Source organism: Streptomyces chartreusis (genome assembly GCF_008704715.1).
GTDB classification, from domain to species: domain Bacteria; phylum Actinomycetota; class Actinomycetes; order Streptomycetales; family Streptomycetaceae; genus Streptomyces; species Streptomyces chartreusis.
The window spans coordinates 7,754,567-7,769,167 of record NZ_CP023689.1; the positions used below are offsets into that span (position 1 = coordinate 7,754,567).

Annotated in this window: 14 protein-coding genes; 4 read left to right on the forward strand and 10 right to left on the reverse strand. The window is 71.5% G+C overall.

The window, feature by feature from the left end; genetic code table 11:
• Window positions 1-63 precede the first annotated feature (63 nt).
• Window positions 64-897 carry a DUF4436 family protein gene (locus CP983_RS34245; RefSeq protein ID WP_229914966.1) on the reverse strand — a complete coding sequence of 278 codons (834 nt, stop codon included), beginning with the start codon at window positions 895-897 and terminating at the stop codon, window positions 64-66.
• A gap of 251 nt (window positions 898-1,148) precedes the next feature.
• On the opposite strand from CP983_RS34245, the gene CP983_RS34250 reads away from it, so the two are divergent.
• On the forward strand, window positions 1,149-1,598 hold the full coding sequence (locus tag CP983_RS34250) for a GNAT family N-acetyltransferase (protein WP_150503900.1): 450 nt from the start codon (window positions 1,149-1,151) through the stop codon (window positions 1,596-1,598).
• Between the two features lie 27 nt (window positions 1,599-1,625).
• Here CP983_RS34250 and CP983_RS34255 read toward each other — a convergent pair whose 3' ends face one another.
• Entirely contained in the window at window positions 1,626-1,766 is a 141-nt protein-coding gene (locus CP983_RS34255) for a hypothetical protein (protein WP_093745465.1), read from the reverse strand.
• A 140-nt stretch (window positions 1,767-1,906) separates the two neighbouring features.
• Here CP983_RS34255 and CP983_RS34260 point away from each other — a divergent pair, with 140 nt between their 5' ends.
• Window positions 1,907-2,524, forward strand: coding sequence for a class I SAM-dependent methyltransferase (locus CP983_RS34260; protein ID WP_150503902.1), 618 nt, complete (start codon window positions 1,907-1,909; stop codon window positions 2,522-2,524).
• Between the two features lie 22 nt (window positions 2,525-2,546).
• Here the strand turns inward: CP983_RS34260 and CP983_RS34265 are convergent, their stop codons facing one another.
• Together CP983_RS34265 and CP983_RS34270 are read right to left on the reverse strand one after the other, a co-directional pair.
• Window positions 2,547-3,050, reverse strand: a complete 504-nt coding sequence (locus CP983_RS34265; protein WP_150503904.1) for a ribonuclease FAU-1 family protein — start codon at window positions 3,048-3,050, stop codon at window positions 2,547-2,549.
• Window positions 3,031-3,960 (reverse strand): GNAT family N-acetyltransferase, encoded by a 930-nt coding sequence (locus CP983_RS34270; RefSeq protein ID WP_125527480.1) that lies wholly within the window; start codon window positions 3,958-3,960, stop codon window positions 3,031-3,033. The genes CP983_RS34265 and CP983_RS34270 overlap by 20 nt, the downstream gene beginning before the upstream one ends.
• 72 nt (window positions 3,961-4,032) lie before the next feature.
• Between CP983_RS34270 and CP983_RS34275 the strand changes: the two genes are divergently transcribed.
• On the forward strand, window positions 4,033-4,401 hold the full coding sequence (locus CP983_RS34275; RefSeq protein ID WP_030950537.1) for a GntR family transcriptional regulator: 369 nt from the start codon (window positions 4,033-4,035) through the stop codon (window positions 4,399-4,401).
• 7 nt (window positions 4,402-4,408) lie between these two features.
• On the opposite strand, the gene CP983_RS34280 is transcribed toward CP983_RS34275, so the two are convergent.
• Together CP983_RS34280 and CP983_RS34285 are read right to left on the reverse strand one after the other, a co-directional pair.
• Complete coding sequence (locus CP983_RS34280) at window positions 4,409-5,182, reverse strand: DUF72 domain-containing protein (RefSeq protein WP_150503906.1); 774 nt, start codon at window positions 5,180-5,182, stop codon at window positions 4,409-4,411.
• A 15-nt stretch (window positions 5,183-5,197) separates the two neighbouring features.
• Complete coding sequence (locus CP983_RS34285) at window positions 5,198-6,292, reverse strand: DUF5925 domain-containing protein (RefSeq protein ID WP_150503908.1); 1,095 nt, start codon at window positions 6,290-6,292, stop codon at window positions 5,198-5,200.
• 217 nt (window positions 6,293-6,509) lie between these two features.
• Between CP983_RS34285 and CP983_RS34290 the strand changes: the two genes are divergently transcribed.
• A complete protein-coding gene (locus tag CP983_RS34290; RefSeq protein ID WP_150503910.1) occupies window positions 6,510-7,922 on the forward strand; it encodes a GH39 family glycosyl hydrolase in 1,413 nt (470 codons plus the stop codon).
• 21 nt (window positions 7,923-7,943) lie between these two features.
• On the opposite strand, the gene CP983_RS34295 is transcribed toward CP983_RS34290, so the two are convergent.
• From CP983_RS34295 to CP983_RS34310, 4 genes are read right to left on the reverse strand one after another with little or no spacing between them, the layout of a single operon-like run.
• Window positions 7,944-11,768 (reverse strand): lipopolysaccharide biosynthesis protein, encoded by a 3,825-nt coding sequence (locus CP983_RS34295; protein ID WP_150503912.1) that lies wholly within the window; start codon window positions 11,766-11,768, stop codon window positions 7,944-7,946.
• Window positions 11,761-12,561: a polysaccharide deacetylase family protein gene (locus CP983_RS34300; RefSeq protein ID WP_150503914.1), complete on the reverse strand. Its 801-nt coding sequence runs from the start codon at window positions 12,559-12,561 to the stop codon at window positions 11,761-11,763. Before CP983_RS34300 ends, CP983_RS34295 begins: the two co-directional genes overlap by 8 nt.
• Window positions 12,558-13,562, reverse strand: a complete 1,005-nt coding sequence (locus CP983_RS34305) for a glycosyltransferase family 2 protein (protein ID WP_150503916.1) — start codon at window positions 13,560-13,562, stop codon at window positions 12,558-12,560. The genes CP983_RS34300 and CP983_RS34305 overlap by 4 nt, the downstream gene beginning before the upstream one ends.
• On the reverse strand, window positions 13,559-14,404 hold the full coding sequence (locus CP983_RS34310) for a glycosyltransferase family 2 protein (protein ID WP_150503918.1): 846 nt from the start codon (window positions 14,402-14,404) through the stop codon (window positions 13,559-13,561). Before CP983_RS34310 ends, CP983_RS34305 begins: the two co-directional genes overlap by 4 nt.
• Between the last annotated feature and the right edge of the window lie 197 nt (window positions 14,405-14,601).

Genomic DNA, 14,601 nt, shown 5'->3' on the forward strand with positions numbered 1-14,601 from the left:
AGTCTCACCTGGCGTGGCGAATGCTGATCGGACGGATGGGCGGCTGAAGTTGCGGCGGAGCCACTACGCAGGTGGTGCGTCCTTGCGCAGGGACTTGTTGACGCCGGTGATGACCACGGTGACGAGGCAGAGGGCGATGATCGACTCCGCCCAGAGGAAGGCGAACCAGTCCAGGGCGCAGCCGATCGGGGGTGTGCCGGGCGCGGTGTTGCGGAACGCGGCGAGGGCGAACAGGGTGGCGGCCATCCAGGCGAGGCCGGGCCAGACCAGGCCCTCGCTGCCGGTCGTCAGGTACCAGGCCCCGATGAGCACGGACGCCGCCAGCGCCCACATCGCCACCATCATGAAGACCGCGAAGACGAGCAGGCTTCCCGATCGCGTCAGCTCCAGCGCCACCACGGCCTCCTGCCGGGCGGGCACAGGTTCCGCGGAGGCCGAGAAGAGCGTGTCGTTGTTGGAGAACAGCATCCGTACCGGCACCTGCTCGCCGCCCATCTGCGCACGGAACGCGATGTCGGTCTCGTAGGTGTCGAACGGGTAGTCACTGATCGATCCGCCCCTGAGGGCAACCTGCACGTCTCTCGTCGCGAGCCGCTCGTGCGCCGCGAACTCCAGGTCGCCGAGGGTCGCCCCCGAGGTCTGGAGGCTGAGGTCGGCCACCGGGGCCGCCCCGCCCTTCTCACCGAGGCTCCCGCGCGGGGTCACCCAGACCCGCAGTACGAGCTCTCTGCCCGCGGCGTCGACGCTCTGCACCGCGGCCTCCACATCCACCCGGTCGGCGTCCGAGGATCCGACGGTGTGCACCGTGTCGGCCCTCTGCCGCTCGCTGAACTGCAGCCACGAGCCCACGGCCACCGCCACCACGATCAGGATCGCGATGAGAACGAGCACGCGCAGGACGGACCGCCTGGAGCGTCCTGGGCGAGGCGAGTCGGCAGGTGCCGCCGGACGGCCCGGACGCATCACTCGGTCCGGCTGCCCGGCACTTGGAGGGGACTCCCGGGCACCACCGAGGCGGTGTTGGCGGAACGCACGTGATCCACGCTACGGGGCGGTCCGAGGACGTGCATGCGGACGGGGCGCGGTGGGAGGGACGAGCGCCGGGCTGTGGACAGGCACGCCGAAACGGCCTGGGTAGCCTTCGGGCCATGACGACCGAGGAGATCCGGCCGGCGACGGCCGCCGACGTGCCGGCGGTGAAGGCCGTGACGGATGCCGCGTACACGCCGTACATCGAGCGCATCGGGGTGACGCCCGTGCCCATGACGGCGGACCACGCGGCGGACGTGGCCGCGGGGAAGGTGTTCGTGACGGGTGACCCCGTGCTGGGGCTCGTGGTGATCGAGGCGCACGAGGACCATCTGTTCCTCGACAGCATCGCCGTGCACCCCGACGCCCATGGCAGGGGCGTGGGGAGACGGCTGCTGCACTTCGTGGACGCACACGCGCGTGCGCTCGGCCTGCCCGAGGTCAGGCTCTACACGAACGCCCTGATGTGGGAGAACCAGAAGATCTACCCGAAGTACGGCTATGAGCTCGTCGAGCGCCGGGCGGTGGGCCCGTACGACCGGGTCCACTACCGCAAGCGGCTCACCTGACGCGTCTCATACGGCCGGCCGGGTTTCTCAGCTGTCCGGCCACCAGGTTCGTGCGATGTCCTTGCGGACCTCGGGTCGTCCCGAGGGGCTCTCCTCGGCCTCCTCCTGGACCCGGCGGCGGGTGCTGGACTGCCTCTTCAGGGGCTTCTGCACGGTTGCACGGCGCATGGCTGCCTCCTTCAGGGCCTACCGAGTTCCGCGTTCTCACCGGGGTAGACCCGTTGGGGGAGAGTTCCTCATCGGTACGGGCTCTGTCAGTGGCGGCAGTCACGATTGGACTGTCAGTGGCGGGTGTCACTCTTGGCCGCATGACGAACGGTGAACACGCCATCACAGGGGCGGACCTGGACTGGGACTCGGCCGCCGCCACCTTCGACGACGAGCCGGACCACGGCCTGCGCGACCCCGAGGTCCGCCGGGCATGGGCCTCCCGGCTGCGGTCCTGGCTGCCCGACCGCGCCTCGGACGTCCTCGACCTGGGCTGCGGCACCGGCAGCCTGTCGCTCCTCGCGGCCGAGCAGGGGCACCGCGTCACCGGGGTGGACCGGTCCCCGGCGATGGTCGATCTCGCCCGCGCCAAGCTCGCCGGGCGTGACGCGGTGTTCCTCGCCGGTGACGCGGCGGCGCCCCCGGTGGGGGAGGAGCGGTTCGACGTGGTGCTCGTACGGCATGTCCTGTGGGCGCTGCCCGACCCGGGCCGGGTCCTGCGGCACTGGCGCGGGCTGCTGCGCCCGGGAGGACGGTTCGTGCTGGTCGAGGGCGTGTGGGAGACCGACGCCGGCCCGGCCGGCATACCGGCGGACCGCCTCACCGACCTCCTCGCGCCGCTCGCCGGCCAGGTACGGGTGGAGCACCTGTCGGACGACGAGCCACTGTGGGGCAGGGCCGTGACCGACGAACGCTACGCCGTGGTGGCGACGGCCTGAACGAGCGACGGGGCCGGCGGGCCTAGGCCAGCAGTGACTCCAGGCCGCCCTCGACCGTGGCGAACGCCTCCAGCTCGTCGAGAGCCGCCACGGCCGCGGCGGCCGCCTCCGGGTCCGAGCGCTCCAGACCGCTCTCGGCGAACTCGTCCTCGTCCAGACGCAGCACGTCCGTGCCGTCGGCGGAGCGCCACAGGTCCAGGTCGAGGTCCTCGACGACCAGCTCCGTGCCCGACAGCGCGGCCGGTCGTGTGACGTCGCAGTACCAGCCTTTCAGGGCGCCCGCGGCGTCGCGGACCTCCTTCACGGCGTACCAGCGGTCGCGCCAGTAGTACTCGGTGAAGACGTCGCCCGGCTCGAACCGCACGAAGCCGAAGTCGCGGACACCGTCACCGGACCAGGGGGCGCGCACGGTGATCCGGGTGCCGTCGTCGGCGACCAGCTCGGCCGCGTAACGGATCTTCGTACGGCCGCCCTTGACGAGGACCACCTCCAGGGAGCGTGGCCGCTCAGCCGAGTTCGCGGACATGGCGGACCTCCGTCGCGCAGATCTGGTAGCCGAACCAGAAGTTGATCGCCAGCATGGGCTCGTTGTCGGTGTCGTTGCCGGTGAAGGCCTCCCGGTAGCCGGCGGCGCGGGCGCGGTGCAGGGAGGCGTTCTTGGCGAGCTTGGCCAGCCCTCGGCCGCGGTGGGCGCGGGCGGTGCCGGTCATCGCCGTGGCGTATCGGGTGGCCCGGTCCGTGAAGGCGGAGCTGAACGCGGCGGGACGGCCGTCGACGACGGCGACCGACGTCAGGTCCAAGTCGAGGAGCGGATGCTTCCAGGTCTCCGCGAGCCATGCCTCGTAGTCGGTGAACTCGGCGCCCACGTCGCTCGGTTCGTCCGACGTCGTCTCCGCGTCGAGCAGGAACAGCGGGCGCGGGTCGTCCGCGAAGTCGGCGGCGGTGCGCAGCTCGACGCCGGGCGGGAGGTCCTGGAGCGGCGGCAGGGTGCCGCCCGCCAGGTCCAGGCGCAGGAAGTGGGCGGAGCGGCTCGCGCGATAGCCGTGCCGCTCGGCGAACGCCCGGTTGCCCGGCTCGTCGAGGACCCACGAGAACAGCTTGGTCGCCCCGAGCGAGCGCAGGTGCTCCTCGGCGGCGCGGACCAGCAGCTCGCCCGCCCCGCGGCGGGTGCGGTCCGGCCGCACATAGACGTTGAGGTAGCCCTGGCCGGGCTCCGGACTGTCGTACGCCATGCCGACCTGGGCCGTGCCGATCGTCTCGCCGTCCTCCTCCGCGACCAGGGAGCGGTAGTGGGCGTCGGGATGGGTGTGGGCCTGGCGGTGGGTGATGGCCTCCGGGGTCCACAGGATGTACGGCAGGGCGAGGTGGCGGCTGTGGGCGAAACGCTCGACGTCGGCGGGCACTTCGGGGCGGAGGTCGCGCACGGTCACGGTCATGAAGGCGCACGCTACGTGGGGGATGTGCGCGGATGCCTCTCATTTTCCGGCGGGTACGGGACAATCGGCCCTGTGACCTTGAAGATCCACATCGACGACAGTGCCGCACCGTACGAGCAGGTGCGGGCGCAGATCTCGGAGCAGGCCCGATCGGGGGCGCTGCCGGTCGGCTACCGGCTGCCGACCGTGCGCGGGCTGGCGGAGTCCCTGGGGCTGGCCGCCAACACCGTCGCCAAGGCGTACCGGGCGCTGGAGAGCGACGGGGTGATCGAGACGCGGGGGCGCAACGGCACGTTCGTGGCCGCTGCCGGCTCGGCCGCGGAACGGGAGCTCGCGTCGGCCGCCCAGGCGTACGTCGATCGTGCCCGTCGGCTGGGGCTGACGGAGGCGGACGCGCTCGGCGCCGTACGGGACGCGCTGCGGGCGGCCTACGGGGAGTAGGCAGTCGTCAGGCCGGTGAGAGAAGGCGCCGTGGCGTGCGCGTCGGCTCCAGGCCCGCCGCCGTCGCCGCCCTCGCGAATGTCATCGCGTCCTGCACCGCCGCCCCCGTCGGGTCGTTGTTGAAGTACGCGTACACGTCCTCGGTGTCCGACCACTTGTCGGTGATGCGCTCCACCCATGTCGCCAGTGCCTGTCGGCCATAGTGCGGCCACACATGTGCGCGGCCCACATGGAATCGGACGTATCCCCAGCCGGTGGTGCGCCACAGCGGTGTCACCGGGCGGGACTCGACGTCGGCCCAGCACAGGGCCGCGCCCCGGGACTCCAGCACCTCGCGCACCTGATGTGTCCACCAGCTGTCGTGCCGTGGCTCCACCGCGACCCGCGTCGAGGACGGGAAGCACGCCAGGCACGCGTCCAGCAGGCCGGCGTCCGCTCGCAGCGTGGGTGGCAGTTGCAGCAGCACCGGGCCCAGCCGGGCGCCCAGCCCCTGCGCATGCGACATCAGCCGGTGCACCGGCTCCTCGGGCTCCCGCAGCCGCTTGATGTGGGTCAGATAGCGGCTCGCCTTCACCGCGACCACGAAGTCCTCCGGCACCCGGTCCCGCCACGCCTCGAAGTTCTCCCGCGTCGGCAGCCGGTAGAAGGCGTTGTTGATCTCGACCGTGGCGAAGTGCGCGGCGTACTCCTCCAGCCAGAGGCGCACCGGTACGTCGGCCGGGTACAGGACGTCCCGCCAGTCCTTGTACTGCCACCCCGACGTGCCGACGAACAGGGTCATACCCCCATCAAAGCACTACAGATACAGCCCCGCGTCGGCCCCGTCCCGCGGATCCGGCACTGCCGTCGGCGAAGTGCCCCGCTTCAGCGCGTACAGCTCCGCCAGTGTGGCGCCCTCGCGGCCGATGCCCTCCTCCGCGCCCAGCCAGCCCACCGCCTCGCGGCGGGTCAGCGGACCCACCTCGATGCGGGCCAGGCAGCGGCCGGGGCGGACGACGGCGGGGTGCAGGCGCTCCAGGTCCTCGTTGGTCGTCACCCCGACCAGAACGTTGCGGCCCTGGCCGAGCAGGCCGTCCGTCAGGTTGAGCAGCCGCGACAGGGCCTGGCCCGCCGTGTGCTTCGCCTCGCCCCTGATCAGCTCGTCGCAGTCCTCCAGCAGGAGCAGCCGCCAGCGGCCCTTGCCCGTCGAGTCCTCCTCGCCGATCGCGATGTCCATCAGATAGCCGACGTCGGAGAAGAGCCGCTCCGGGTCCAGCACGCAGTCCACCTGGCACCAGTCCCGCCAGGAGCGCGCAAGGGTCCGCAGCGCCGACGTCTTGCCGGTGCCCGGCGGACCGTGCAGCAGGAGCAGCCGGCCGGCGATGTCCTCCGGGGTCGTCTTCATCAGGCGGTCCATCGCGTCCGCGACCGGCGCGGTGTAGTTGGCCCGCACCTCGTCCCAGGTGCCCGCCGAGATCTGCCGGGTCGTGCGATGCGGGCCGCGCCTGGGGGAGACGTACCAGAAGCCCATGGTCACGTTCTCCGGCTGCGGTTCGGGCTCGTCGGCCGCGCCTTCCGTCGCCTCGCCCAGCACCCGCTCGGCCAGTTCCTCGCTGGTCGCGGTCACGGTGACGTCGGCACCGCGGTTCCAGCGGGAGATCAGCAGGGTCCAGCCGTCGCCCTCCGCCAGCGTCGCGCTGCGGTCGTCGTCACGGGCGGTGCGCAGCACACGGGCGCCCGGCGGCAGGAGCGTCGCCCCGGACCGTACGCGGTCGATGTTCGCCGCGTGCGAGTACGGCTGCTCGCCCGTCGCGAAGCGGCCGAGGAACAGCGCGTCGACGACGTCGGACGGCGAGTCGCTGTCGTCGACGTTGAGCCGGATCGGCAGAGCGTCGTGTGGGTTCGCAGACATGCGGCCATGATCCGGCACGCGGCGGCCCCGTGCACCCGGTTTCCGTGCCACTTCCCGCCAACGGTGCACGTCCGGTGCGTGCGTCGCGTTCCCCCGGCGCCGCACGTCGCCTCCCCGCGTCCCGATCGCATCCCCGTGCGCCCCCGCGCTCTGTTACAGGACCGTGTGGGGACGAAACCTGCCCGAGCGGCCGACACCCCCGTTACCGTTGTCCTTGATGGGACGTCATGGGTGGAATTCGGGGGCACGGCGGTGGCGGCTCACCGCGCTGCTCGGCGTGGGCGCCGCGGCACTGGCCCTGCTCGTGACCCTCCTCAACACGTTCGTGGGCAACGGCGTGAACACCGACGGCACCACACGCGACGGCGACAAGCCGCACGGCAACCCGACGGCCACGCCGGACGCGACGGATCCGCAGGTGGGCTGGGGCTTCACGCACACCCAGCACAGCGCCGACGAGGGCGCCTCCGCCGCCGTGAAGCGCGTCGAGGGACGGCTCGCGGACGCCGGTGGGCTGCCGCAGATCCAGCACGTCATGGGCTGGGGCGCCGACAACCCCGAGCCGGTCAGGGGGCGTTACGACTTCGAGGCGATGGACCGCCGCATCGACTTCGTCCGCGCCTCCGGCAGCACCCCGGTCGTCACCCTGTGCTGCGCCCCCGACTGGATGAAGGGCGGCGAGGCCGGCGTCGACAACACCGACTGGAGCCAGGCCGCCCTGGAGACGGCGCCCGACCCCGAGCACTTCGACGACTTCGCCGCGCTCGCCGTGACGGTCGCCAAGCGCTACCCGGACGTACGCCACTTCATCGTCTGGAACGAGTTCAAGGGGTTCTGGAACGACGCCGAGGCCCGCTGGGACCACGAGGGCTACACGAAGCTGTACAACCTCGTCTACCGGGCGCTGAAGAAGGTCAACCCGGACATCATGGTCGGCGGGCCGTACCTCGTGATGGACAGCGTCGACCCGCGCGCCGCGGAGGCGTCCAAGGCCCTCACCGGCCCCTGGGGCGCCCTCGACCGGCGCACCGTCGACGCCTTCGGGTACTGGAACGAACACAAGGCGGGCGCCGACTTCGTCGTCGTCGACGGCTCCAGCTACACCCGCGACGACGAACTCCTGCCCGACGAGTTCACGGCCACCGACAAATTCACGGCCGTGAGCCGGTGGGTGCGCGGGCAGACCGGTGATCTGCCGCTGTGGTGGGCCGAGTACTACGTCGAGCCCGCCGACGGCAACGACGAACGCAAGGGCTGGTCCGAGGCCCGCCGAGGCGCCGTCCAGGCCGCCGGCATGATCGCGCTCGCCAAGGGCGGCACCACCTCCGCCTTCTACTGGAACCCGGAGAAGGAGAAGGGCACCGAGTGCGCAGGCTGTCTGTGGACGCCGACCGACACCGCGGACGGCGGCGCGAAGCTGCCCATGTACGACCTGGTCTCGCGCTTCGGCAAGGAGTTCAGTCCCGGGACCGAGTACCGGTCGGTGTCCGTGGCCGGGCCCGACGTCCGGGTCCTGGCCACGGACAAGGTGATCCTGGCCGTGAACACCCTCGACCGGCAGACCACCGTGAAGATCGACGGCAAGAAGGTCCAGCTCCAGGCGTACGAGGTCAAGTGGCTCGAGCGCTGAGCCACTTGACCCGCACGGCCCTCACTTGATCGTCAGGAACCGCTGCACCAACGAGGCCAGCAGCACCGCCAGCAGCGGCAGCGAGAACCAGAAGCTGCTCTGGAGCCAACGCAGCTGCCGTACGCTCGGCGCCGCCGCCACCCGGACGATCTCGCGGGCCATCAGCAGCACGATCAGCGCCACCGCCGCGAGCCCGCCGACCACCGACCACGGCGTCCACGTCACCTGCGGCCCGATGGGCCCGGGATCGGCCTTCGGCACCACGCCCGCCGGCTGCTTCCGCAACGCGTACATCGTCACGTCGGAATTCGCGAAGACCCGCTTCAGCTCCTGGCGCTTGTCCAGGTTCAGCAGCAGCCGCGCCTCCCAGCTCGCCGAATAGCCCACGTCCAGCCGGAGATAGGTGACCTGACCCCGGTTGATCATCAGATACGAGTTCGGGCCGGCGTCCTTCAACGCCTTCACCAGGCCGGACACCAGCACCGGGTCGACCGGCGCCTGCGTCGGCAGGTAGGAGACCTTGTCCATGTCCCCCGAGCCCCACGGCATCGCCGGTGTCACGTCGTTGACCGGGTCGCTGCTCAGCCACAGCAGTCTGAGGCTCGGATCGTCATGGGCGTACACGTACTCCATGGCGGCGACCTCGCCGGGTTTGACGCGCTCGAACGGCTCGTTGCCCCAGCGGGCCACCAGGAAGCCGCCCATCAGCACCAGGCCCGCCATCAGCGCGGCCAGCGGCGCGAGGCTCACCCGGTCCTTGTCGCGTTCCTTGGCGGTGACACCGGTGCGCGGGAAGAACGCGAGACCCGTCAGCAGCGCCGCGCCGGGCAGGGCGAACATGAACACCCGCAGGGCCATCTCACCGCCGTACGACTGCATCCCGAAGCCCAGGAACGGCACGAAGGTCAGGACGAGCAGCGAACGCTCCCGGTAGTGGTGGAAGCGCCTGCGCCACCAGCCCCAGCAGGCGAACGCCATCACACCGCCGGCCAGCAGCACACGCACGTACAGCACCAGCTTGTGGGTCGAACTGCCGCCCTCGATCCGGCCGGACACCGACGACGACACGTTCGAGCCGACGCCGCCGACCCCGCCGAAGAGCTCGTCGAAGTGGCCCGACCAGTACGGCTCGGCCATGAAGCCGATCCACACCGTCACCATGACGCCGAACAGGATGGGCAGGCCGCGCAGTTCGGACCTGCCGACCAGGACGAGCGCCGTCAGCACGCCCAGCATCACGAACGGCGTGAGCTGGTGCGCCGGGACGCTCGCCGCGAACAGCCCGATGACCACCATCAGCAGCACGGCCCGCTGCCGCCGGTCCGTCGGCTCGACCTCCAGCTCGCCGGGCCGCCGCTTCGTCCAGATCACCCTCGGCGCGCGGAACCAGACCAGCAGGACCGCCGCGAACACCAGGTACAGCAGATAGGTGAAGCCCTGCGGCGAGAAGTAGTCCTGGCCCACCCAGCCGCTGAGCACGAACACCCAGATGCCGGTCCACTTGGCCCGCCAGCTCGCCCGCATGTGGCGCACCAGCAGGAACATCGGGACCAGGTAGAGCAGCTGCATGGTCAGCGGCCACCAGCGGATGAGCTCCGTCGGGTCGCTGACCCCGCACGCCTTCGCGGCGAACGCGGCCACCGCGAAGAAGCCCGGCCAGCTCCAGCGCGCGTCCAGGTCGGGCACGGCCGAGCCGGTGCGGTCGATGTAGTCGAGGAAGCCCAGGTGCTGCCAGGCCGTCGCGAACCGCGGCTCGGTCTCGATCAGGGCGGGCAGGGCGTGCAGCGACACGACCGTCGCGAGCAGGGTGATCAGCAGCAGCGCCCGGTGCTCACGGCCCAGCCACAGCAGCGACGCGAACGTCACCGCCAGCAGCGCGGCCCCGAGCAGCGTCGGCGGCGGCAGCACCGAGATCAGCCCGAGCCCGCCCATGCCGTCCAGGTCGCTCTCGCCGAGCCGCAGCGCGGGCACCCAGTACAGCAGCAGCGCGGCGATCAGCAGACAGCCGAGGATCACCCCGAGCCGGGTCGGCAGCAGCCGCTCCCGCCCGCCCGGCGCGGGCACGTCGGCCGGCGGCACGGGCTCTTCGTGCATGGACGGCTCTTCCGGTACGGCGGTCTCTTCCCGTACGACGGCCTCCTCGCGTTCCTCCGGTACGGCCGCCTCGCCCTTGCCGGCGTCGAACTCGTCCTCGAACGGGGCGTCCACCTCGGTCGGCTCGGCCGACGCCCGGCGCTCCTCCACCGGAAGACCGAACTCCGAGGTGCGGGCCCAGGTCGGGCGGTGCTCCGGCCGGATCCGCGGTGTGCCCGTGGGCGGCGTTCCCGGTCCGGGGCGGACGTCGGGCCGGCGTTCCAGGTGGTCGAAGTCGACGTGGATGCCGAGCGCGAGGGTGTCGTTGTCCAGCGACCAGGCGGCCCCGCGCTTGCGCGCCCCCTCGGGCACCTCGCGCGCCCCCAGGTCGGCGAGGTCGCCGTCGGGAGCGGCGTCCTCGGGCACCTCGCCCTGGGAGGCCCGCACGGTCCGGTACAGCCTGGGCGCGGCGATCGCCACGATCACCGACAGGGACGCGATCTCGGCGACACCGGCGCCGGTCAGGCCCATGCGCGGGAGCAGCACCAGCGTCAGACCGAGCACCAGGGCGCACAACAGGCCCTGGAGCCATGCCAGTCCGGCGGTCCGGCTCTGGGCGCGCAGCACCGCGAAGTACGTCTCCATGACGACCCGCAGCAGCCCGCCGACCGCGAACCAGCGCAGTAGCGGGGTCGCCGCGTCCGCGTAGCCCGGGCCGAACACGCCCAGGATCCAGGGCGCCCCGAAGAACAGGATCGCGGCGACCGGAATCATGATCCGCGCCATGCGCCTGAGCGCCGCACGGGTGTTGGCGGCCAGCCGGCCCGGATCGTGCGCGCCCTCCACGGTGAGGGAGGCGCCCATGTTGATGGCGAGCAGATTGACGGTGCCGCCGATGGTGGCCGTGATGTAGAAGTAGGCGTTGTCCTCGGAGGAGACCTGCGCGGCCACGATCACGGGGATGAGATAGACCACGGCCAGCGAGAACAGCGAGCCGGTGTAGTCGCCCGCCAGGAACCGGCCGATCTCCTTCAGCGACGGCGGACGGGTGTGTTCCGCGGTCGCCGCGGCATGGCGTGGCACCAGTCGCCGGAACACCAGCCAGCCCAGCGGCAGCACCGACACCGCGATGGCCGCGACCCACGAGACGAAGACACCGGCGGTGGGGATCGCCACCGCGAACGCCACCAGCAGACCCAGCTTCACCGCGGAGAACACGGTGTTGCCGACCGGCACCCACAGCGCGCTGCGCAGCCCGGTCAGCACCCCGTCCTGGAGCGTGAGCAGGTTCCAGGCGATGACGGCCACGACGAAGAAGAGACCGTTCAGCGGTCCGTTCAGGAACCGGTACGACGGCCCCCACAGGTCCAGCGTCACCAGGAAGACGCCCGCGGCCAGCGCCACGATCACGCAACTGCCCGCGTACGTACGGAAGATCAGCCGGCCGCTCCGGCGTCCCGCGACCGGGATGAAGCGGGCCAGCGCGCCTGTCAGGGTCACCGCGGTGAGCCCCGCGAGGAACTTCATGGCGGCGATCGCGGCGGACCCCTGGCCGACCGCGGACTCGGAGTAGTAGCGGGCGGCGGCCAGCCAGAAACCCAGCCCCAGCACGGCGGAGACGCCGGTGTTGATCATCAGGGCGGAGGCGTTGCGGAACAGCTGGCTGCCCCCGGAGGACCTGCCCAGGCCGGGCAGGCGAAGGCGGCGCCCCGACTGCTCGGGCGCCTTCGCGTCGGTCGATGCGGGCTCGGTCGTGGTCGTCGTGTCAGACACGGGAACGGATGGCCTTCCGGCGGACCTGTCGGGCTCTGCGGACCACTGCGTACCCCTTGGTGAGGGCGCGGTCCCTGGCGAAGGTGCGGGCGATCGCACGGCCCTCGACCATCCGCCGGAACTCCTCGATACCGGTGGTGCGGCGCACGGTGAGGCGGGTGAGTGCGTACGGCCCCTGCCGGCGCCGCGCGAGCCCGTTGTTGACGGCGAGCGCCTGGGCGTACCCGGTCTCGCGCACCGCCGCGCGGACCCGACGGCTGGAGTAGCCGTAGGGATAGGCGAACGAGGCCGGGACGGTGCCGAGCAGGTCCGAGACGATCTCCTTGCACAGGATCAGCTCGGAGCGCAGCCTGTCGTCCGGGAGCTGGTCGAGCTGCGGATGGGTGTGGCTGTGGCCGCCGATCTCGACGTCCGCGGCGGCGAGTTCGCGCACCTGGTCCCAGTCGAGCATGGTGTCCAGGCCGCCGCCCGTGTCGTGCGGGCCCCTCAGCCAGCCCGTGGAGACGAACACCGTGGCCGCGAAGCCGTGCTCGGCGAGCACTGGCAGCGCATGCCGGTGCACGCCCTCGTAGCCGTCGTCGAAGGTGATCAGCACCGGCCGCTCGGGCAGCGGTTTGCCGCAGCGCCAGCGCTCCGCCAGGTCGGCCGTCCGCACGGGGGTGAGGCCCAGGTCGCCGATCAGCGCCATCTGCTCCGCGAACGCCTCCGGCGCCACCGACAGTTCGCGGGTGGCGTCGTTCGGCGAGGTGGAGACGGCGTGGTACATGAGAATGGGCACGCGCCCGTCGGTCATCTGCTTCCCCCCTCGCGGCGCGGTTCCCCCTCGATGCCCGCCACCGAGTACGTAACGCCCCCTCGGCGCACCCGGACACTCCCCACGACGTACCCACCGGCCGCCGTCAGCACCCCCGCGACGATCGCGCCCGCCCGGCCCGCGCCGCCCCGCCGGGCCAGTACGGCATCCCGCAGCCCGCGCGCCACCCCGGCCGGCAGGACCCGGGTGGTGTACCGCCGCTCGGACTCCAGGCCCTTGCCGGCGCCGACACTCCGGGCCACGAGCGCCTTGGACAGGCCCTCGGCGTACGTACGTGTGCGGAAGTACCGGAAGTGCTCGCGCGGTTCGGGCACCCGGTGGTGGATCACCGCGCGGTCGTCGATCAGCAGCACCGTGTCGGGCCTGGCTCGGGCGAGCCGGATGCACAGCTCCGTCTCCTCGCAGCCCAGCGGCAGCCGGTCGCCGTCGCGCCCGATGCCGGTGGCGAAGCCGCCCGCGAAGTCGAACGCGGTGCGCCGGAAGGAGGCGTTGCCGCCGAGGACGTTGCGCACCTCGACCCGCCCGTCCGGCAGGCCCCGGTAGGTGCAGCCGACGACCCAGTCGAACTCCTCCGGGAACCAGTCCGGACGCCTCCCCGACGCCCAGATCGGCTCGGTGCGCCCGCCGACGGCCATCACGCGCGGGTCGGCGTACCCCGCCGCGAAGTACCGCAGCCAGTCGCGCTCGGCCACGGCGTCGTCGTCGAGGAACGCGACGACCTCGCCGCAGGAGGCGGCGATGCCGGTGTTGCGGCCTGCGGACAGACCGCGGGGGCCCGCGTTGGCGAGCACCCGTACGTCGGCCGCTTCCTTGTACTCCTTGGTCAGCCGGTCCAGGAGCGCCTCGTTGTGGTCGACGACCAGCAGCGTCTCCAGGGCCGGATACGCCTGCGCCCGTACCGAGGAGACCGCCGCGAGGATGTCCTCCCAGCGGTCCTCGGTGTACACGCAGATCACGACGGAGATGTCGGGACCGCTCAAGACGCCTCTCCCCGGACCGAGTGACCCGGCTGGACCGAGTCGAGCACAGGGGAGTGCGCCGCGGCGGTGCGGCGGCGCAGGGCACGCCGGTTGGAGCGCTCCTTCAGGATCACCTTGAGCACCCGCAGCCCGTCCCGCACGGCCCGCAGATTGCTCGTGCCGTGGATGCGGAGGTACTCGTGGCTCGGGATCTCCTGCACCTTCAGGCCCGCCTTGACGACCCGGATGTTCATCAGGGTCTCCACCTCGAAGCCGGTGCAGTCGAGTTCGATCTTGTCCAGGCAGTGCCGCCAGAACGCGTTGTATCCGTAGCAGAGATCGGTGTAGCGGGCGCCGAACTTGCGGTTGACGGCCGTGCACAGGGCCCAGTTGCCCAGCTTGCGGATCGGTGTCATGTCGTCGGTGCCGCCGCCGTTGGCGAAGCGGGACCCCTTGGCGAAGTCGGCGCCGGAGACCAGGGCGGAGACGTAACTCACGATCTCCTGGCCGTCCGCCGAGCCGTCGGCGTCCACCATCACGATGATGTCGCCGGTGGCCGCCGCGAACCCGGTGATCAGGGCATCCCCCTTGCCCCTGCCGCGCTGCCGGACGACCTTCACCTCGGGCCACAGCTCACGGGCCACTGCGACGGTGTCGTCGGTGGAGTTGCCGTCCACCAGGACCACTTCATGGATCCAGTCCGGAAGGGTCTTGAAGACGTACGGCAGGTTTTCCGCCTCGTTCATGGCCGGGATCACCACGCTCACCGGCGGCGCGATGGCCAGGTGAGAGGAGATGGGCCGGTACTTGCCGACCGGCGACGGATCTTGGTCCGCGACCGCCGGGCGCAGAAAAGAACTCATGAGTCAGGTCCCTCTCGTCCGGTGGGCCGCCCGCCCCTGGGCGGCCCGGCTGTGTGTCCGGTTCGAAAGGGGGGTTTCTCACTCACGGCACGGCAGAACGAATCCCCGTACGCGTGTGGTGAGCTGGCATTTCTGGCCGGCCACCCGAAAAGCGGCAGCCGGTCGCGCGGCACGACTCGGACTCAAGTGCGGACACC